We start from the raw sequence: 19,652 nt of genomic DNA on the forward strand, positions 1-19,652 counted from the left end.
CCCGGGGCGGGGGGGGGTGAGGGGCGGGCGGGCCCGCGGCGGCGGCACACCAGGGGGGCCCCCACCGGCGGGGCCGGCGCAAGGGGGCGGGCGGCGGGGACACCAACGGCGGGGGGGACCCAGAGCGGCGGGGGCGGGAGGGCGGCCTCGGGAGGGCGGCGGCGGGAGACGGGCGGGCTAGAGTGAAAACCGCACCCGCTCCGGCACCCGAGGGAGAGAACCAGCCGTGATCACCGCGATCGTCCTCATCAAGACCAGCGTGGACCGGATTCCCGAGATCGCCGAGCAGATCGCCGCGCTGGAGTCGGTGAGCGAGGTGTTCTCCGTGACCGGCACGTACGACCTGATCGCGATGGTGCGGGTGCGGCAGCACGAGGACCTGGCCGAGGTGATCCCGGGGCGGATCAGCAAGATCCCGGGCGTCGAGGGGACCGACACCCACGTGGCGTTCCGTACGTACTCCCAGCACGACCTGGAGGCGGCCTTCGCGATCGGTCTGGACTCCTGACCGGCTGACGCGACCGGCCGAAGTGACCGGCCGAAGACCGGCTGGAAGCCGACGGAAAGCCGCCTCACCAGGTCGTTCGGGCTCGGCTCACACCGCCGGGACGCAGCGGCCGTCCTCCGTGCGGTACGTCCACTTGGCGCCCTCGGTCACCAGCTCCCGCACCGCCGCGAGGAAGCGCTCGACGTGCTCGTCGGGGGTGCCCGCGCCGAAGCTCACACGGATGGCGTTGAGGGACTTCTCGCCGGGGGCGGCCTCGGGCGCGCCGCACTCGCCCTGGGTCTGGGGATCGGTGCCGAGCAGGGTGCGCACCAGCGGGTGGGCGCAGAACAGGCCGTCGCGGACGCCGATGCCGTACTCGGCGGAGAGGGCGGCCGCGAAGTGGGAGCTGTTCCAGCCCTCCACCACGAAGGAGATCACGCCGACCCGCGGAGCGTCGTCCCCGAACAGGGACAGCACCTTCACCTGCGGAACGCCGGCGAGGCCCGCGCGGACCCGCTCGACCAGACGCCGCTCGCGCGCGACCAGGTCCGTCCAGCCGGCCTCGGTGAGCGCCTTGCAGGCCGAGGCGATCGCGTAGGCGCCGATGACGTTCGGGGAGCCCGCCTCGTGCCGGGCGGCGCTCTCGTGCCACTCCACGTCCACTCCCCCGTCGGTGCGCCGGGTGACCCGGCGGCTGGCGCCGCCGCCCGCGAGGTACGGCTCGGCGGCCCGCAGCCAGTCGGCACGGCCGGCCAGCACGCCCGCGCCGAAGGGGGCGTACAGCTTGTGCCCGGAGAAGGCCACCCAGTCGACGTCCAGGTCGGCGATGTCCACGGGGTGGTGCGGGGCCAGCTGGGCGGCGTCCAGGACGATCCGGGCGCCGTGCGCGTGCGCGGCGGCGGCCAGCTCGCGCACCGGCCACAGCTCGCCGGTGACGTTGGAGGCACCGGTGACGCAGACCAGGGCCGGGCCGTACGGGTCCCGGTCGGCGAGGGCCCGCTCCAGCGTCCGCACCGCCTGCTGCGGGGTGCGCGGGGCGTCGAGGTAGGTGACCCGGGAGTCCTGCCAGGGCAGCAGGGAGGCGTGGTGCTCGGTCTCGAAGACGAAGACGCGGCAGTCGGCCGGGATCACCCGGGCCAGCAGGTTCAGCGAGTCCGTGGTCGAGCGGGTGAAGACCACCTGGTCGTCGGCCCGGCAGCCGAGGAAGTCGGCGACCGTGCGGCGGGCGTTCTCGAACAGGTCGGTGGAGAGCTGGGAGAGGTAGCCGGCGCCCCGGTGGACGCTGCCGTAGTAGGGCGCGTAGGCGGCGACGTCGTCCCAGACGCGCTGGAGGGCGGGGGCGCTGGCCGCGTAGTCGAGGGCCGCGTAGGTGACGTCGCCGCCCGTGACGAGCGGGACGGTGACATCTCGCCCCAGAACGGGCAGCGGGGAGCAGATCGACGGGTCGGCGGCAACAGTGGTCTGCGACATGGGTGACTCCCGTGAGGACGTACGCCGAGGGGACGTACGGAAAAAGGTGAAAGAGGTACGCGGAGGCGGGGCTCTGCGGCCCTAGCGCATTCGCTTGCTCACGGAAGGCTCCCTCGTACGACCAGGACCCCTGGGTTCGAGGGGTCCGCGCTTGCCGTAGACCTCGCTGCCTACGACCTGGTCCTCACCCGGGGCACCCCGCCACGGACGGAGGGTTGCCGGACAGTCGGCCGGGGCCTCATGACTGTCACTCATGACCTGGTACGGGAAACTACGCGACGGGGTGATCGCCCCGCAACCCGTGTCCGGATCGCGGAACGATCACCCCGATGACCTCAGGCGTTGCTGGCCGCCACCCAGCGCTCCAGCGCCCGCTTCGCCGCGCCCGAGTCGATCGACTCGGCCGCCCTGGCCATCTGGGCGCGCAACTGCTCGGTGAGCGAGGCGTCGGCCGGCTCCAGGGCCACCAGGGCCGCCGCCGAGTTCAGCAGCACCGCGTCGCGCACCGCGCCCCGCTCGCCGTCCAGCACCCGGCGGGCCACCTCCGCGTTGTAGGCGGCGTCCGCGCCGCGCAGCGCCTCCACGGGGACCAGGTCGATGCCGACGTCCCGGGGGTCGAAGACCTCCTCGGTGACCTTGCCGTCCCGCACCACCCACACCCGGGAGGTGTCGGTGACCGTCAGCTCGTCCAGGCCGTCGTCGCCCCGGAAGACCAGCGCGGAGTTGCCCCGCTCGGCGAACACCCCGGCCACCACGGGCGCCATGCGCGGATCGGCGACCCCCACCGCCTGGGCGCGCACCTTGGCCGGGTTGGTCAGCGGACCGAGCACGTTGAAGGTGGTGCGGATGCCCAACTGCCCGCGCGCGGCGGCGACATGACGCAGCGAGGGGTGGAACTTCACCGCGAAGCAGATGGTGATGCCGGCCTCCTCGGCGACCTCGGCCACCCGCTTCGGGGTCAGCTGGAGGTTGATGCCGAGCTTCTCCAGCACGTCGGAGGAGCCGGAGGCGGAGGAGGCGGCGCGGTTGCCGTGCTTGACGACCTTGGCGCCGGTGCCCGCGACCACGATCGAGGACATGGTGGAGATGTTGACGGTCTTGGCGCCGTCGCCGCCGGTGCCGACGACGTCGACGGCGGGCCCGGGCACCTCGATCACGTTGGCGTGCTCGTACATGGTGCGCACCAGGCCGGAGATCTCCTCCACCGTCTCGCCCTTGGCGCGCAGCGCGACCATGAACCCGGCGATCTGGGCGTCGGTCGCCTCGCCGCGCATGATCAGGTCCATCGCCCAGGCCGTGTCGTCGGCCGACAGGTCCTGGCCGGTCAGCAGGCCGTTCAGCAGGGCGGGCCAGGAGCGGCCCGCCGCGGTGTCGCCTCCAGCGGGGGTCACAGCGATCATCAGCCGCTCCTCGTACACAGTGGTGGTCATTCGTACCCACCCTATCGAGCCGGGAGACGGGGAAGGGCCCCGTCCGCGGTGCGGACGGGGCCCTTCGGTGGCGTGGCGACGCGGGAATCAGTGGTGGCCGTGGCCGCTCGTGATCTCCCTGTACTCCTCGACGGACGGCTTCGGGATCTGGTTGTCCTCGCCGTAGTAGGCGTTGGACAGCTTGACCCGGAGCCGCTCGGCGGCCTTCACCTTGCGCTCGACACCGTTCTCGTCGACCGTCGGGCCGATCTCGGCCGGCTGGTACTGGTCGTGCGCGGTGAGCGTGTGCAGCTGCTCCTGGCTGAGCGGCTCGTGCACCTCGATGAACTCACCGTGCGGCAGCCGCTTGATGATGCCGGTCTCGCGACCGTGCAGCACCTTGTCGCGGTCGCGGCGCTGGAGGCCGAGGCAGATCCGCTTGGTGACGAGGAACGCGATGACCGGGCCGACGAAGAAGAAGATCCGGACGAACCAGGTCACGGCGTTGATCGACAGGTGGAAGTGGGTGGCCCACAGGTCGTTGCCACCGCCGACCAGGGTGATCATGTAGATCGTCACCCAGGCGACACCGAACGCGGTACGGGTCGGGGCGTTGCGCGGGCGGTCCAGGATGTGGTGCTCGCGCTTGTCGCCGGTGACCCAGGACTCGATGAACGGGTAGACCGCGATGGCCGCCAGGACCAGCGGGAAGAGCACCAGCGGGATGAACACGCCCAGGACGAGCGTGTGACCCCAGAAGTTGATCTCCCAGCCCGGCATGAAGCGGATCAGACCCTCGGCGAAGCCCATGTACCAGTCGGGCTGGGCGCCGGTGGAGACCTGGTCCACCCGGTAGGGGCCGATGGCCCAGATCGGGTTGATCTGCGCGACCGCGGCGATGGCCGCGATGACACCGAAGACCAGGAAGAAGAAGCCTCCGGCCTTGGCCATGTAGACCGGCAGCAGCGGCATGCCGACGACGTTGTTGTTGGACTTGCCCGGACCCGCGAACTGCGTGTGCTTGTGGTAGAAGACCAGGATCAGGTGCGCCACCATCAGGCCGAGCATGATGCCCGGCAGCAGCAGGATGTGGATCGAGTAGAACCGGGCGACGAAGTCGTGGCCGGGGAACTGCCCGCCGAAGAGGAAGTACGACAGGTACGTGCCGACGATCGGCACGGACAGGATCGCGCCCTCCATGAAGCGGACACCGGTGCCGGAGAGCAGGTCGTCCGGGAGCGAGTAACCGGTGAAGCCGGTGAACATGCCGAGGACGAACAGCAGGAAGCCGAACAGCCAGTTGATCTCACGCGGCTTGCGGAACGCGCCGGTGAAGAACACGCGCATCATGTGCACGAACATGCCGGCGAGGAAGATCAGCGCGGCCCAGTGGTGGATCTGCCGGACCAGCAGACCACCGCGCACGTCGAAGGAGATGTGCAGGGTCGAGTTGAAGGCCTCCGACATCATCTGCCCCTGGAGCGGGACATAGCTGCCGTGGTAGACGACCTCGTTCATCGACGGGTGGAAGAACAGCGTCAGATAGACACCCGTCAGGATGATGATGATGAAGCTGTACATGCACACTTCGCCCAACATGAACGACCAGTGGTCGGGGAAGATCTTGCGCATGTTGGCCTTGGCCAGGGAGTAGATCCCGAGCCGGCCGTCGGCCCAGTCGGCGATGCGTTCGCCGGCCGGGGCCTGCCCGCGGGAGCGGGCGGTCTCGTTCGCTGCAGTACTCATCCGCGCTCCCAGAAAGCAGGACCGACGGGCTCCTCGAAGTCGCCGAGCGCCTGGAGGTAACCCTCACTGTCCACACCGATGCGCAGCTGCGGCAGGGCGTGGCCGGCGGGACCGAAGATCACTCGGGCACCGTCGGAGAGGTCGAAGGTGGACTGGTGGCACGGGCACAGCACGTGGTGCGTCTGCTGCTCGTACAGCGAGATCGGGCAGCCGACGTGGGTGCAGATCTTGGAGAACGCGACGATGCCGTCGTGCGACCAGTTCAGCTCGCGCTTGTCCTTGATGTTGTCCGGCTGGAGCCGGACGATCATCAGAGCCGCCTTGGCGAGCTCGTTCTGGAACTCCTCGTCCGTCTCCTCCAGGCCGTCCGGCTTGGCGAAGGTCAGGGAGCCGACGGCGACGTCCTCGGGACGCAGCGGCTGGTTGGTGTTCATGTTGACCAGGCGCTTGCCCTTGGCCCACAGGGTGTGGCGCAGGGACGTGCCGGGCAGCGGACCGAGGTCGCGCAGCAGCATGACACCGGAGAGCGGCACCAGGGCCAGCGCGCCGAACATCGTGCCGCGGATCAGCTTGCGGCGGCCGAGCGCCGACTCCTTGGCGCCCTGGCGGAAGTCCGCGTGGACCTTGGCCCGGACCTCGGGGGCGGCCTCGATCGGGTGACGCTCGTCGGCGACCTCGACGTCGGACATCAGGGTGCGGGCCCAGTGGACCGCGCCCGCGCCGATGCAGAACAGCGCGACGCCCAGGGTCAGGCCCAGCGCGAAGTTCAGCGCGCTGATGTGCCCGATCGGGAAGACGAAGATGTTCTTGTCGTGCGGGATGGTCACGTACGAGACGATGAAGCCGACGGTGGCCAGCATCGACACCGTGAACAGCAGGGCGACGACGCGCTCGGACCGCTTGGCGGCCCGCTCGTCGATGTCCTGGATGCGGTGCTCGTGGGGCGGCAGCCCCGGGTCGGCGAACGGGTTCTCCTCGTCCGCGACCCCTACCGCGCCGTGCGCGTGGTCCTGCTCTGCGGGCAGGTTCTCTTCAGGAATGTCTTGGCTACTCATGACTTCTTGGCCTTTGCGGTCCGAGCGGCGACCCAGACGGCGACGGCGATCAGCGCGCCGAGACCGAAGATCCAGGCGAACAGGCCCTCACTGACCGGCCCGAGGCCGCCCAGCTCCAGACCGCCCGGGTTCGTCGTCTCGCTGCTGTCGACCGCGTGCAGGTACGCGATGATGTCCTTCTTGTTCTTCGAGGACAGCGTCGTGTCCGGGAAGGACGGCATGTTCTGCGGGCCCGTCTGCATGGCCTCGTAGATGTGCTTCGGGTCGACGCCCTCCAGCGTGGGCGCGAACTTGCCCTTGGTCAGGGCACCACCCTTGCCGGTGAAGTTGTGGCACTGCGCGCAGTTGGTGCGGAACAGCTCGCCACCCTTGGCGATGTCCGCGCCGGCCGGACCGTACTGCTGCTTGGTCGGCACGATCGGACCCGCGCCCAGCGACGCGATGTACGCGGCGAGCTGGTCGATCTGGGTCTGCGTGTACACAGGCTTCTTGCGCGGGACCTGGGCGCCCTGCGAGGTCGCGGCCGGCATACGGCCGGTGCCGACCTGGAAGTCGACGGCCGCGGAGCCCACGCCGACCAGGCTCGGCCCGTCGGAGGAGCCCTGCCCACCGGTGCCGTGGCAGCTGGCGCAGCCGACCTCGTAGAGCTTCCTACCCTCCTTGATGGTCAGGGACTGGGAGGTTTCATCGGCCTGCGCCTTGCCCGCGGGCGCGAACGCGGCGTACAGCCCCCCAGTGGCCGCCAGCGCGAGGAGTAGGACGACGACCGCCGCCAGCGGATGGCGTCGTCGTGCGGAGAGCTTTTTCACGGATTACCCCGGTGTCAGGATCTTCTGCGTCGGTGCTTCTGGACTTAGCGGGAGCGGTCCCGGCTACTTGATCAAATAGATCGTGGCGAAGAGGCCGATCCAGACGACATCGACGAAGTGCCAGTAGTAGGACACGACGATGGCGGCGGTCGCCTGCTCGTGGGTGAACCTCTTGGCCATGTAGGTGCGGCCGAGGACCAGCAGGAAGGCGATGAGACCGCCCGTCACGTGCAGGCCGTGGAAGCCGGTGGTCAGGTAGAACACCGAGCCGTACGGGTCGGAGGAGAGCGAGAGGCCCTCTTCCTTCACCAGGCTCGTGTACTCGTAGATCTGACCGCCGATGAAGATCGCACCCATGATGAAGGTGAGGATGAACCAGCCACGGAGCTTCTTCACGTCGCCGCGCTCGGCGGCGAAGACGCCGAGCTGACAGGTGAGGGACGAAAGCACCAGGATCGTGGTGTTCGTCGCGGAGAAAGGCACATTGAGCGCTGAGGCCATGTGCTTCCAGTGAGCCGGTCCGGTCACCGACCGGAGGGTGAAGTACATCGCGAAGAGGGCCGCGAAGAACATCAGCTCGGAACTCAGCCAGATGATGGTTCCGACGCTGGTGAGGTTCGGCCGGTTGACCGACGGGTGCGCGTGCCCGGTTTCTACTGTCGTTGCTGTCGCCACGACCGACATTATGTCGGTCGCTTATCTCGCCCTCACTCCGGGGGGTGCCGTTCGGAGTGTTGCAGCCCTCCGAACCGGTGTTGACGTGGTGTTCATGGGAGTAACATCCGCCCAAACGGCCCCGTCCGTCCTGTCCGTCCAGTCCGTACGACGCCGACGACCCGGAGGAACAATGCAGCCGACCGCCACCGTGCTGGTCTACAGCGACGACTCCAACACCCGTGAGCAGGTACGGCTGGCCGCAGGGCGCCGTCCTGCCCCGGACGTGCCCCAGCTGGAGTTCGTGGAGTGCGCGACGCCCGCGGCGGTACTGCGCGAGCTGGACCGTGGGGGCATCGACGTGTGCGTGCTCGACGGCGAGGCCGTGCCCATGGGGGGCATGGGGATGTGCCGGCAGATCAAGGACGAGGTGTTCCGCTGCCCGCCCGTGCTGCTGCTCATCGGCCGCCCCCAGGACGCCTGGCTGGCCACGTGGAGCCGGGCCGACGCCGCGGTGACGCTGCCGGTGGACCCGGTGGAGTTCGCCTCGTCGCTGGCCGCCCTGCTGCGCCGCAGGAGCCTGGTGGGCGCCTAGGGCCTCTCGTTTGGATCTTGCCGGGCTCGCGGGCCCTGGCACCGCGCCCTGATCCGGCCTGATCCAAACGAAAGACCCTGGCCGGCCGGGGCGCTGGGCCCGCGCGCGGTCGCCGGCGGGCGGCTCGTCGCGGGGTTCCCCGCGCCCCTCCAGGGCGCTGCTCACACGGCTGCCGGCTGGAGGCGGACCGTGTCCGGCGAGGTCTGGCCGCCGTTGGGCAGGCCGTTGAGGGCGGAGCCCGTACGCCACTTCTTCCAGTCGAGGTTCCAGTCGCCGAAGCCGTTGCCGAACGGTTCCATCGACTGGCCGTTGGAGTTGACCACCTTGACGACGTCGCCCTCGTGGACGTTGTCGAAGAACCAGCGGGCGTTGGCCGTGCTCATGCCGGTGCAGCCGTGGCTGACGTTGGCGTAGCCCTGCGAGCCCACGGACCAGGGCGCCGCGTGCACGTACTCGCCGGACCAGGTCACCCGGGTGGCGTAGTAGACCGGCAGGTCGTACGAGTCCCGGCTGCCCTCGGCGATGCCGACGGTGGTGCCGCGCATGCGTACGAAGTACTGCTTCTCCAGGACCACCTTGACGCCGTTGCGGGTCTCGTAGCCCGGCTTGCCGGTGGTGACCGGAATGGTGTTGATCACGGCGCCGTTCTTGTACACCGTCATCTCGTGCGCCGCCGCGTCCGTGAGGGCCTCGACGCGGTCGCCCGTGGTGAGCTTGAGCGCCTTCGACTTGTCGCCCCGCAGCCGGTCGCTGATCTTGACGCCGTCCAGGTTGCTGTGCACCTGGATCGTCGCGTGGGTCGGCCAGTACTCCTTGGGGCGGTAGTGGAGTTCCTTGCCGCTCACCCAGTACCAGTTGCCGGGGACGGCGGGTACGGAGTCCACCCGCAGGCCGCGCTCCACGACGGCCCGCTGCGCCTTGTCGTCGACCTCCTGGCTGAGTTGGGCGGTGATGATCTGTCCGACGCCGTACTCGCCCGCGTCGGGCCCGAAGGTGACGCCCAGCCGCTTCTGGTCGGCGGGCTTGGTGGTGTCGAAGGCGAGGACTTTGCGGCCGGGTGCCCCGTCGTCGTCCTCGGTGCTCACGGTGACCGTGTAGTGGGCGCTCGCGGCCAGCGGGGAGATGCTGTGCCAGCGACTGCCGTCGGCGGTGAGTTCGCCCGCCACATAGCGGCCTGTGGAGTCCTGGGCGGTGACGTCGGTGATGCGCCCCTCGGCCTTGACGGCGACCTCCAGGGGCTTGTCGGGATCGGCCCGCTTGCCCACGTCGATGGGGGCGTTGAAGGAGATCAGGCCCGCTGCGTCATACGGCTTGGCCGAGAGGGGATCGCCGTCCGAACCGCAGGCGGTGGTGCCCGCGCCCAGGGCGGTCACCAGCACGGCGCAGCTGACGACGGTACGGGTCCGCGGAGAGTGGTTCATACGATCACGCTATGAGATGAACACATTACTGGCGCGGCACATAACCCATACGAGGGACGACACACCGGCAGACGACCGCCTCGCCGTGCGGAACGCGGAAACGCCCGGAACCCGCGGACACCGGGAGGGCGCTCCGCGGGGGACGCGGAAAGCCGGGAGCCCGGACCCTCCTGACGGAGGGTCCGGGCTCCCGGTCGTGCACGTTCCGCTGCTTACTGGGTGCGGTTCTCACCGTGGTAGTACTCGAACACCCAGCCGAACAGACCGATCACGATGAACGGCGCGGAGAAGTAGATCAGCCACCAGCCGACCGCGATGCTGAGGAAGGCGATCGCACCGCCGAAGCCCAGCATGAGCGGCTGCCAGCTGTGCGGGCTGAAGAAGCCCAGCTCGCCCGCGTCGTCCGCGACGTCGGCCTCCTTGTCGTCCTGCGCACCGGCGTCCACCCGGCGGGCGGTGAAGCCCAGGTAGAAGCCGATCATGATCGACAGGCCGAAGGCCAGGAAGAGCGCCGTGGTACCGGCCGGCTCCTTCGACCACACGCCGTACACGACGGCCATGATCAGGATGAAGAAGCTCAGCCAGATGAACATCCGGCCCTGGATCTTCACTTGCCGGCCTCCTTGCTGCTGCCCGCGACGGCGGTCGCGTGACCGGCGTGCTCAAGCTGCTCGAGCGCGGCGATCTCGGGGTGGTGCAGGTCGAACGCCGGGGATTCGCTGCGGATCCGCGGCAGGGTGGTGAAGTTGTGCCGCGGCGGCGGGCAGGAGGTCGCCCACTCCAGGGAGCGGCCGTAGCCCCACGGGTCGTCCACCTCGATCTTCTTGCCGTACTTGGCGGTCTTCCAGACGTTGTAGAGGAACGGCAGGAAGGAGAGGCCGAGGACGAACGAACCGATGGTGGACACCGTGTTCAGCGCGGTGAAGCCGTCGGCCGCCAGGTAGTCGGCGTAACGACGCGGCATGCCCTCGGCACCCAGCCAGTGCTGCACCAGGAAGGTGGTGTGGAAGCCGATGAACAGCGTCCAGAAGGTGATCTTGCCGAGGCGCTCGTCCAGCATCTTGCCGGTGAACTTCGGCCACCAGAAGTGGAAGCCGGCGAACATGGCGAACACGACCGTACCGAAGACCACGTAGTGGAAGTGGGCCACCACGAAGTACGAGTCGGAGATGTGGAAGTCCATGGGCGGCGAGGCCAGGATGACACCGGTCAGACCACCGAACGTGAAGGTGATCAGGAAGCCGGTCGCCCAGAGCATCGGCGTCTCGAAGGACAGTGAGCCCTTCCACATGGTGCCGATCCAGTTGAAGAACTTCACACCGGTCGGTACCGCGATCAGGAAGGTCATGAAGGAGAAGAACGGCAGCAGCACACCACCGGTGACGTACATGTGGTGGGCCCACACCGTCACGGACAGACCGGCGATCGCGATGGTCGCGGCGATCAGGCCCATGTAACCGAACATCGGCTTACGGGAGAAGACCGGAATGATCTCCGAGATGATGCCGAAGAACGGCAGGGCGATGATGTACACCTCTGGGTGGCCGAAGAACCAGAAGAGGTGTTGCCAGAGCAATGCGCCGCCATTGGCCGCGTCGAACACATGCGCACCGAATTTGCGGTCCGCCTCCAGGGCGAACAGCGCGGCGGCCAGCACCGGGAAGGCCAGCAGAACGAGCACACCGGTCAGCAGCACGTTCCACACGAAGATCGGCATGCGGAACATCGTCATGCCCGGGGCGCGCATGCAGATGATCGTGGTGATGAAGTTGACCGAGCCGAGGATGGTGCCGAAGCCGGACATGGCCAGACCCATGATCCACATGTCGGCGCCGGCGCCCGGCGAACGGACCGCGTCCGACAGCGGGGAGTAGGCGAACCAGCCGAAGTCGGCCGCGCCCTCGGGGGTGAGGAAGCCGCCCACCGCGATGAGCGAGCCGAACAGGTACAGCCAGTAGGCGAACATGTTCAGCCGCGGGAACGCCACGTCGGGGGCGCCGATCTGCAGCGGCATGATCCAGTTCGCGAAGCCCGCGAACAGCGGCGTCGCGAACATCAGCAGCATGATCGTGCCGTGCATCGTGAACGCCTGGTTGAACTGCTCGTTCGACATGATCTGCAGACCCGGACGGGCCAGCTCGGCGCGCATGAGCAGCGCCATCACGCCGCCGATCAGGAAGAACGCGAACGACGTGACGAGGTACATCGTCCCGATCGTCTTGTGGTCGGTGGTCGTCAGCCACTTCACCACGGCATTGCCGGGCTGCTTACGCCGAACCGGCGGCTCGTCCACGTACGAGCCTTCAGCGGCCGCGGCACCCTGGGGTTCGTTGAGGATGCTCACAGGTTGTTCGTCTCCCGGTTCTTCTCGTGGCTCGTCTGCGCGATGCCGGCGGGAATGTAACCGGTCTGCCCCTTCTTGGCGAGGTCCTTGAGGTGCTGCTCGTACGCCGCCGGGGAGACGACCTTCACGTTGAACAGCATCCGCGAGTGGTCGACGCCGCAGAGCTCGGCGCACTTGCCGAGGAAGGTGCCCTCCTTGTTGGGGGTCACCTGGAAGGCGTTGGTGTGGCCCGGGATGACGTCCTGCTTCATCAGGAACGGCACCACCCAGAAGGAGTGGATGACGTCACGCGAGGTCAGAACGAAACGGACCGTCTTGCCCTTGGGGAGCCAGAGCGTCGGACCAGGGTTACCGGTCTGCGGGTTGCGCGTACCCGGGGTGCCGACGTCGTAGACGCCGCCTGCGTTCGCCGGGAAGGCGGCCTTGAACCGGTCCGGGATCGCGGACAGGTTGGTGTCCGTCTTGGCGTCGCCGGAGACTCCGGGGACGTTCTCGATGTAGTTGAAGCCCCAGCTCCACTGGAAGCCGACCACGTTGACCGTGACGTCGGGCTTCTTGTCGAGGCTCATGAGCTTCGTCTCGTCCCGGGCCGTGAAGTAGAACAGCACCGAGATGATGATGATCGGGACCACCGTGTACAGGGCCTCGATCGGCATGTTGTACCGGGTCTGCGGAGGTACCTCGACCTTGGTGCGGCTGCGCCGGTGGAACATGGCGCTCCACAGGATCAGGCCCCACACCAGCACGCCGACGGCGAGCGCGGCAGCCCAGGAACCCTGCCACAGGGAGAGGATCCGCGGAGCCTCTTCCGTGGTCGGGGTGGGCATGCCAAGGCGGGGGAAGTCCTTGTATGTGCAACCGGTTGCGGTCGCCAGGACCAGGCCCGCGGTCAGTGCCTGCAGCAGCTTCCGCCGCATCGGGCGCCGCGGCGAGCGGTCGGAGCCGTTGGGACTCACGTAGCGCCTTCCCGAGAGTCTCGCCCGCGCGGTCGGCTGCGGCCTTCTCGCTGGTCGGTCGCCGCCCTGCGTCGGGCAGGGGTTTGGATGTTTATGCGGACCAAACCCTAGCCGACGCCCTCCGGGGGTTCGCGGGGAGGGGGGCATACGCGTTGCCTGTCACTCGGTTGGGGTGGGAACCCGAACCCATTGGCTCGGGTTGTGCCGTTTTGGGGGGTGGTCGCGGGTGAGTCGTGGCTGGTCGAGCGCCCGGCGCGACCTCGGACGGAACAGCCCGCGCCCCTCTCCTTTGCCGCCGCGGGTCTTACCGTTGACCTGTGTCCTACTTCGACGCCGCATCGGCCGCACCCCTCCATCCCGTGGCCCGGCAGGCCCTGTTGGCCTCCTTGGACGAGGGATGGGCCGATCCCGCGCGGCTGTACCGGGAGGGACGCAAGGCGCGGATGCTGCTGGACGCGGCGCGGGAGGCGGCGGCCGAGGCGGTCGGGTGCCGGGCGGACGAGGTGGTGTTCACGCCGTCGGGGACCCGTGCCGTGCATACGGGCGTCGCGGGGGCGTTGGCCGGAAGACGCCGGGTCGGACGCCACCTGATCGTGTCAGCGGTCGAACACTCCTCCGTCCTCCATTCGGCGGAGGTGTTCGAGGCCGCGGGCGGCACGGTGACCCAGGTGCCGGTGGACCGCACGGGCGCCGTCGCCCCCTCGGGTTACGAGGCCGCCCTGCGCGCGGACACCGCGCTGGCCGTGCTCCAGTCGGCCAACCACGAGGTGGGCACCGTGCAGCCGGTGGCCGAGGTGGCCGAGGTGTGCCGGGCGGCCGGGGTGCCGCTGCTGGTGGACGCGGCGCAGTCGCTGGGCTGGGGGCCGGTCGAGGGCGGCTGGTCGCTGCTCGCCGCCAGCGCGCACAAGTGGGGCGGCCCCTCGGGGGTCGGGCTGCTCGTGGTGCGCAAGGGCGTCCGGTTCGCGCCCCAAGGCCCGGCGGACGAACGGGAGTCGGGGCGGGCGCCCGGCTTCGAGAACATTCCGGCCATCGTGGCGGCCGTGGCCTCCCTGCGCGCGGTGCGGGCCGAGGCGGCCCAGGAGGCGGTCCGGCTGCGGGAGCTGACGGAGCGGATCCGGACGCGGGTGCCCCGGCTGGTGCCGGACGTGGAGGTGGTGGGCGAGCCGCGGCGGCGGCTGCCGGGGATCGTCACCTTCTCCTGTCTCTATGTCGACGGGGAGACTCTGCTGCACGAGCTGGACCGGGAGGGCTTCGCCGTGTCCTCCGGCTCCTCCTGCACCAGCAGCACGCTGACGCCCAGCCATGTGCTGCGGGCGATGGGCGTGCTCAGCGAGGGCAATGTGCGGGTGTCGCTGCCGCCGGGCACGGCCGAGGAGGACGTGGAACGGTTCCTGGACGTGCTGCCGGGGGCGGTGGCCGGGGTGCGGGAGAAGCTGGGGGCGCCCGCGTCCGCGGCGGCCCCCGAGGAGGACGTCCTGGTCGTGGACGCCCTCGGCAGGCGCTGCCCCATCCCGGTCATCGAACTGGCGAAGGCGTTCCCCGGCGTCCCGGTGGGCGGCACCGTCCGCGTCCTCTCGGACGACGAGGCGGCCCGCCTGGACATCCCGGCGTGGTGCGAGATGCGGGGCCAGGAGTACCTGGGCGAGGAACCGGCGGACGGCGGTACGGCGTACCTGGTCCGCCGGCTCGGCTGAGGCACCCCGGCCGGACCGGGCGGCCCGGGCGGCCCGGGCGGCCCCTGCCCCCTCGGCCGGCCCTGCCCCCTCGGCCGGCGGGCGCGTCAGCCCAGGTGCGCCCGGACCCCTCGACCGGCGGGCGCGTCGATCCAGATATGCCCGGACCCCTCGGCCGACGGACGCGTCAGCCCAGGTGCGCGCGGACCTCCTCGGCCGCCTCGTCCCCGTACGCCTTCGTGAAGCGCTCCATGAAGTGCGCCCGGCGCAGCTGGTACTCCTGCGTGCCCACGGTCTCGATGACCAGGGTCGCGAGCATGCAGCCCACCTGTGCGGCCCGCTCCAGCGAGACGCCCCAGGCGAGGCCCGAGAGGAAACCCGCGCGGAAGGCGTCGCCGACGCCGGTCGGGTCGGCCTTGCGCTCCTCCTCCGGGCAGCCGACCTCGATCGGGTCCTCGCCGGCCCGCTCGATCCGCACGCCCCGCGAGCCCAGCGTGGTGACGCGGTGGCCGACCTTGGCGAGGATCTCCTCGTCGGTGAGGCCGGTCTTGGTCTGGATGAGGCCCTTCTCGTACTCGTTGGAGAACAGGTACGTCGCGCCGTCCAGCAGTATCCGGATCTCCTCGCCCTCCATGCGGGCGATCTGCTGGGAGAAGTCGGCCGCGAACGGGATCGAGCGGGACCGGCACTCCTCCGTGTGGCGGAGCATCGCCTCCGGGTCGTCCGCGCCGATCAGCACCAGGTCGAGGCCGCCCACCCGGTCGGCGACCGTCTTCAGCTCGATCAGCCGGGCCTCGCTCATGGCACCGGTGTAGAAGGAGCCGATCTGGTTGTGGTCGGCGTCGGTGGTGCACACGAAGCGGGCGGTGTGCAGGGTGTCGGAGATCCGGACGGACTCCGTGTCGACGCCGTGCCGGTCGAGCCAGGCCCGGTACTCGTCGAAGTCGAAGCCGGCCGCGCCGGCCAGGATCGGCTTGGTGCCGAGCTGGCCCATGCCGAAGGCGATGTTCGCGGCGACGCCGCCGCGGCGCACGTCGAGGTTGTCGACGAGGAAGGAGAGCGAAACCGTGTGCAGCTGGTCCGCGACGAGCTGGTCGGCGAACCGACCCGGGAAGGTCATGAGGTGGTCGGTGGCGATGGAGCCGGTGACTGCGATGCGCACGACGGGGAATCTCCTGCGGACTGAGACGGGAGGGCAGGTTGACAGTTCACGCTACCCGGTCGGGAGCCCCCGCTGAAGCTGGCGAAACTACCCGATAGTAGATCTTTCTTCGCGGCCGTCGGCATGCCTACGGTTCCGTCATGACGAACCCCAAGGGCCCTTCCGCCACCGAACCGCCCGCCCCCGGCGACCTGGAGGGCGGCCTCGACTCGCTGCGCGGCGACTGCGCCCGGATGGCCCGGCGCTGGCCCGCCCCCGAGCGCACCGCCTCCCGGCCGGTGTCCCCCTCGCGCATCCACCGGGTCGCCGTACCGGAGCGGTCCGCGCGGCTGCTGGACGGGATGTCCGACTACGGCGACTGACCGGCTCCGGTCACCCGTACGGCGCAGCCCGGGAACCCGGCGCTCCCCCGCTTCGTCCCATGGCCGTCCCCCCGGCGGGGGGACGCGGGACAGGACACGGCGAGGAGCGATGCGGTGAACACGGAGCGGCCCCACGACTCCGGGGACGGGCAGGCCCCCGAGATGGCGCACGAGCAGGCGGCGCGGGACGAGACGGGACGGACCGGGCGGCGCGGCTCGCGCGCCGTCGTCCTGTCCGTCGCGGCCGCGGTGCTGCTGGCCGGCGGCGGTGGCGCGTACGTGGCGGCGAGCGACGGCCCGGACGGCCGCGCCGCCCCGGCCGCGTCCGGGCGGGACGCCACCCCTCCCCCGCCGCTCGCCCTGGACGAGCAGCCGGACCCGTACGGCGCCCGCTACGTGGCGCGGGGCGCCCTGCCGGACGGGCCCGCCGCGGCGCCGGTGTACGGCCCCGGAGGCGAGGTCGGCGAGGACCGGGTGGTCCGGCTGGCGAAGGCGCTCGGGGTGACAGGGACGCCGGTGGCCGAGGGGCGGTTCTGGCGGGTCGGCGGCAAGGACGGCTCGGGGCCGACGCTCCAGGTGAACCGGGACGCGCCGGGCAGCTGGACCTTCAGCCGGTACGCGCCCGGCACCGACGACTGCCGCAAGGGGCCCCTGTGCAACCCCGGCCCGGTGGGTCCCACGGGTGCGCCGGTGAGCGCGGCGGTGGCCGGGAAGGCGGCGGCGCCCGTGCTGAGGGCGGCCGGTCTGGACGGCGCGCGGACCGACGTGAGCCAGGTCATGGGGGGCCGGCGGGTGGTGAACGCCGATCCGGTGGTGGGCGGGCTGCCCACCACCGGCTGGACGACCGGGCTGACGATCGACGGACAGGGCGACGTGGTCGGCGGGCACGGCCTGCTGGCGACGCCGGTGAAGGGGGCGACGTACCCCGTGCTGAGCGCGGAGAAGACCCTGGCCCGGATGAACGCGGCACCGAAGGGCGACCACCGGATGGGCCCCGGCGGCTGTGCGAGCCCGGGGCGGTTCGCGACGCGGCTGGAGCAGCCGTGCGGCGCGGACCCGGGGACGGCCGGGCCGGTCACGGTGGAGAAGGCGGTGTTCGGCCTGGCCGCGTACCCGGTCGGCGGGCACCGGATGCTCGTACCGTCCTGGTTGTTCGAGACCCGCGGGTCGGGCACGGTGTCGTACCCGGCGGTCGCCCCCCGCCATCCGGCGTCCCCGCCCACCGGCTCGGTGAAGGTGAACGGCTACACGGCCGACGGCCGGACCCTCACCGTCGGCTTCTACGGCGGAGTGTGCGCCGACTACACGGCGGCGGCCCTGGAGAGCGGTGACCGGGTGACGGTCACGGTCACCGAGCACCGGCAGGAGGGCAAGGTGTGTCCGATGATCGCCAAGGAACTGGTGCGCACCGTGCGGCTGAAGGCGCCGCTGGACGGGCGGACGGTGGTCGGCGCGGACGGCAGGCCGATCCCCCGGGCGAAGCCGGGCACGCTGCGACCGCAGGCGAACTAGGGTCTTTCGTCCGGATCAGGTCGTACGAAGGCGGCGGCCCCCGTGATGGGGACCGCCGCCTCGCGTTTCAGACCGTCGGCCGGCTCAGCTGAAGGAGTCGCCGCAGGCGCAGGAGCCGGTCGCGTTCGGGTTGTCGATCGTGAAGCCCTGCTTCTCGATCGTGTCCACGAAGTCGACGGTGGCGCCGCCCAGGTACGGGGCGCTCATCCGGTCGGTGACGACCTTGACCCCGCCGAAGTCCTTCTCCACGTCGCCGTCGAGCGAGCGCTCGTCGAAGAACAGCTGGTAGCGCAGGCCGGAGCAGCCGCCGGGCTGGACGGCGACACGCAGCGCGAGGTCGTCGCGGCCTTCCTGGTCGAGCAGGGCCTTGACCTTGGCCGCGGCGGCGTCGGTCAGGATGATGCCGTCGCTGACGGTTTTGGTCTCGTCCGATACGGACATCTACATCTCTCCCGGGTTGTACGGAGACTGCTTGCCGACGAGTGCAACCGGCGCTTCCGCGGATTCATTCCGGGCCGGGCGTCACGTGGTCGCGATTTTGCTTTTTGCCTCTTCATGCTCGCACATGCCCGCGCGCGCGGACAGCGGCCCGACGAGGGATCCGGGACACCTCCGGGACGTCCCCTCCGGGATTCACGTCACATGGACGCGATGGCCATCGTCAAACTGACGTGAAGCAGTTATGATAGATAACGTCAGATAGACGAAAAGTAGAAAGGGTGCGTGCCGTGACCACCGCCCAGACCCCGGAGCTCGACGCCCAGCCGACTCCGCTCGCCCTGCTGCTGCTCGGCCGCGAGTCCGACCCGAAGAGCGAGCGGGGTGTCGAGTGCCCCGGCGATCTGCCCTCGCCGTCCGACCCCGCCCTGGTGGAGCGCGCCCGTGCCGCCAAGGAGAAGCTCGGCGACAAGGTGTTCGTGCTCGGTCACCACTACCAGCGCGACGAGGTGATCCAGTTCGCCGATGTCACGGGCGACTCCTTCAAGCTGGCCCGGGACGCGGCCGCGCGCCCGGAGGCCGAGTACATCGTCTTCTGCGGTGTGCACTTCATGGCCGAGTCGGCGGACATCCTCACCTCCGACGACCAGAAGGTCGTCCTGCCGGACCTGGCGGCCGGCTGCTCCATGGCCGACATGGCGACGGCCGAGCAGGTGGCGGAGTGCTGGGACGTGCTGACCGAGGCCGGGGTGGCCGAGCAGGTGGTCCCCGTCTCGTACATGAACTCCTCGGCCGACATCAAGGCCTTCACCGGCAAGCACGGCGGCACGATCTGCACCTCCTCCAACGCCAAGCGCGCGCTGGACTGGGCGTTCGAGCAGGGCGAGAAGGTGCTCTTCCTGCCGGACCAGCACCTCGGCCGCAACACCGCCGTCCGTGACATGGGGATGTCCCTGGGCGACTGCGTGGTCTACAACCCGCACAAGCCGAACGGCGGCCTGACCACGGACGAGCTGCGCGCCGCCAAGATGATCCTGTGGCGCGGCCACTGCTCGGTGCACGGCCGCTTCGGCCTCGACTCGGTGAACGACGTGCGCGCCCGCATCCCCGGCGTGAACGTCCTGGTCCACCCCGAGTGCAAGCACGAGGTCGTCGCCGCGGCGGACTACGTCGGCTCGACCGAGTACATCATCAAGGCCCTGGAGGCCGCCCCCGCCGGCTCCAAGTGGGCCATCGGCACGGAGCTGAACCTGGTCCGCCGCCTGGCGAACCGTTTCGCCCCCGAGGGCAAGGAGATCGTCTTCCTCGACCGCACGGTCTGCTTCTGCTCCACCATGAACCGCATCGACCTCCCCCACCTGGTGTGGACCCTGGAGTCCCTCGCGGAGGGCAACCTGGTCAACCGCATCCAGGTCGACCAGGAGACCGAGGCGTTCGCGAAGCTGGCGCTGGAGCGGATGCTGGCGCTTCCGTAGCCGCCGGCCTCCCCGTACGGCGACGCCCCGCACCCGGTTCCTCACCGGGTGCGGGGCGTCGCCGCTGTCGTGCGTCCGTGCCGG

The 19,652-nt window shown here is 70.1% G+C and carries 18 protein-coding genes and 1 riboswitch; of the genes, 6 read left to right on the forward strand and 12 right to left on the reverse strand.

Annotated elements, in window-relative coordinates:
• Positions 1-226 precede the first annotated feature (226 nt).
• Positions 227-508: an Lrp/AsnC family transcriptional regulator gene (locus FRZ03_RS31770; protein WP_146468538.1), complete on the forward strand. Its 282-nt coding sequence runs from the start codon at positions 227-229 to the stop codon at positions 506-508.
• An 87-nt stretch (positions 509-595) separates the two neighbouring features.
• On the opposite strand, the gene FRZ03_RS31775 is transcribed toward FRZ03_RS31770, so the two are convergent.
• From FRZ03_RS31775 to ctaE, 6 genes are all read right to left on the reverse strand, one after another.
• Positions 596-1,957, reverse strand: coding sequence for an aminotransferase class V-fold PLP-dependent enzyme (locus tag FRZ03_RS31775; RefSeq protein WP_146468539.1), 1,362 nt, complete (start codon positions 1,955-1,957; stop codon positions 596-598).
• Between the two features lie 142 nt (positions 1,958-2,099).
• Positions 2,100-2,216, reverse strand: a riboswitch (SAM riboswitch).
• A gap of 76 nt (positions 2,217-2,292) precedes the next feature.
• Positions 2,293-3,357 (reverse strand): anthranilate phosphoribosyltransferase, encoded by a 1,065-nt coding sequence (gene trpD / locus FRZ03_RS31780; RefSeq protein ID WP_146468643.1) that lies wholly within the window; start codon positions 3,355-3,357, stop codon positions 2,293-2,295.
• Between the two features lie 117 nt (positions 3,358-3,474).
• Positions 3,475-5,112, reverse strand: a complete 1,638-nt coding sequence (gene qcrB / locus FRZ03_RS31785) for a cytochrome bc1 complex cytochrome b subunit (RefSeq protein ID WP_146468540.1) — start codon at positions 5,110-5,112, stop codon at positions 3,475-3,477.
• On the reverse strand, positions 5,109-6,167 hold the full coding sequence (gene qcrA / locus FRZ03_RS31790; protein WP_146468541.1) for a cytochrome bc1 complex Rieske iron-sulfur subunit: 1,059 nt from the start codon (positions 6,165-6,167) through the stop codon (positions 5,109-5,111). The genes qcrB and qcrA overlap by 4 nt, the downstream gene beginning before the upstream one ends.
• Positions 6,164-6,976 (reverse strand): cytochrome bc1 complex diheme cytochrome c subunit, encoded by an 813-nt coding sequence (qcrC, locus tag FRZ03_RS31795; protein WP_146468542.1) that lies wholly within the window; start codon positions 6,974-6,976, stop codon positions 6,164-6,166. The genes qcrA and qcrC overlap by 4 nt, the downstream gene beginning before the upstream one ends.
• Positions 6,977-7,039: 63 nt before the next feature.
• Positions 7,040-7,660 (reverse strand): aa3-type cytochrome oxidase subunit III, encoded by a 621-nt coding sequence (gene ctaE / locus FRZ03_RS31800; protein ID WP_070028641.1) that lies wholly within the window; start codon positions 7,658-7,660, stop codon positions 7,040-7,042.
• Between the two features lie 163 nt (positions 7,661-7,823).
• Here ctaE and FRZ03_RS31805 point away from each other — a divergent pair, with 163 nt between their 5' ends.
• Positions 7,824-8,225, forward strand: a complete 402-nt coding sequence (locus FRZ03_RS31805) for a response regulator (RefSeq protein ID WP_146468543.1) — start codon at positions 7,824-7,826, stop codon at positions 8,223-8,225.
• A gap of 161 nt (positions 8,226-8,386) precedes the next feature.
• Here FRZ03_RS31805 and FRZ03_RS31810 read toward each other — a convergent pair whose 3' ends face one another.
• The 4 genes from FRZ03_RS31810 to ctaC form a co-directional block, all read right to left on the reverse strand.
• Entirely contained in the window at positions 8,387-9,646 is a 1,260-nt protein-coding gene (locus FRZ03_RS31810) for a L,D-transpeptidase (protein WP_146468544.1), read from the reverse strand.
• 212 nt (positions 9,647-9,858) lie between these two features.
• Positions 9,859-10,257, reverse strand: a complete 399-nt coding sequence (locus FRZ03_RS31815) for a cytochrome c oxidase subunit 4 (protein WP_046421283.1) — start codon at positions 10,255-10,257, stop codon at positions 9,859-9,861.
• A complete protein-coding gene (gene ctaD, locus FRZ03_RS31820) occupies positions 10,254-11,990 on the reverse strand; it encodes an aa3-type cytochrome oxidase subunit I (RefSeq protein ID WP_146468545.1) in 1,737 nt (578 codons plus the stop codon). Before ctaD ends, FRZ03_RS31815 begins: the two co-directional genes overlap by 4 nt.
• On the reverse strand, positions 11,987-12,946 hold the full coding sequence (gene ctaC, locus FRZ03_RS31825; RefSeq protein WP_070028645.1) for an aa3-type cytochrome oxidase subunit II: 960 nt from the start codon (positions 12,944-12,946) through the stop codon (positions 11,987-11,989). Before ctaC ends, ctaD begins: the two co-directional genes overlap by 4 nt.
• 317 nt (positions 12,947-13,263) lie before the next feature.
• Here ctaC and FRZ03_RS31830 point away from each other — a divergent pair, with 317 nt between their 5' ends.
• Complete coding sequence (locus FRZ03_RS31830) at positions 13,264-14,640, forward strand: cysteine desulfurase/sulfurtransferase TusA family protein (RefSeq protein WP_146468546.1); 1,377 nt, start codon at positions 13,264-13,266, stop codon at positions 14,638-14,640.
• Positions 14,641-14,806: 166 nt separating this feature from the next.
• Here the strand turns inward: FRZ03_RS31830 and FRZ03_RS31835 are convergent, their stop codons facing one another.
• Complete coding sequence (locus FRZ03_RS31835; protein WP_146468547.1) at positions 14,807-15,781, reverse strand: carbohydrate kinase family protein; 975 nt, start codon at positions 15,779-15,781, stop codon at positions 14,807-14,809.
• A 140-nt stretch (positions 15,782-15,921) separates the two neighbouring features.
• Between FRZ03_RS31835 and FRZ03_RS31840 the strand changes: the two genes are divergently transcribed.
• Both FRZ03_RS31840 and FRZ03_RS31845 read left to right on the forward strand, forming a co-directional pair.
• Positions 15,922-16,143, forward strand: a complete 222-nt coding sequence (locus tag FRZ03_RS31840) for a hypothetical protein (RefSeq protein ID WP_146468548.1) — start codon at positions 15,922-15,924, stop codon at positions 16,141-16,143.
• Between the two features lie 114 nt (positions 16,144-16,257).
• Complete coding sequence (locus tag FRZ03_RS31845; protein WP_146468549.1) at positions 16,258-17,655, forward strand: hypothetical protein; 1,398 nt, start codon at positions 16,258-16,260, stop codon at positions 17,653-17,655.
• An 84-nt stretch (positions 17,656-17,739) separates the two neighbouring features.
• Here FRZ03_RS31845 and FRZ03_RS31850 read toward each other — a convergent pair whose 3' ends face one another.
• On the reverse strand, positions 17,740-18,096 hold the full coding sequence (locus FRZ03_RS31850; protein WP_070028650.1) for an iron-sulfur cluster assembly accessory protein: 357 nt from the start codon (positions 18,094-18,096) through the stop codon (positions 17,740-17,742).
• A 287-nt stretch (positions 18,097-18,383) separates the two neighbouring features.
• Between FRZ03_RS31850 and nadA the strand changes: the two genes are divergently transcribed.
• Positions 18,384-19,568 carry a quinolinate synthase NadA gene (gene nadA / locus FRZ03_RS31860; protein WP_146468551.1) on the forward strand — a complete coding sequence of 395 codons (1,185 nt, stop codon included), beginning with the start codon at positions 18,384-18,386 and terminating at the stop codon, positions 19,566-19,568.
• Positions 19,569-19,652 lie beyond the last annotated feature (84 nt).

Source organism: Streptomyces misionensis, assembly GCF_007896895.1.
GTDB classification, from domain to species: Bacteria; Actinomycetota; Actinomycetes; order Streptomycetales; family Streptomycetaceae; genus Streptomyces; species Streptomyces misionensis_A.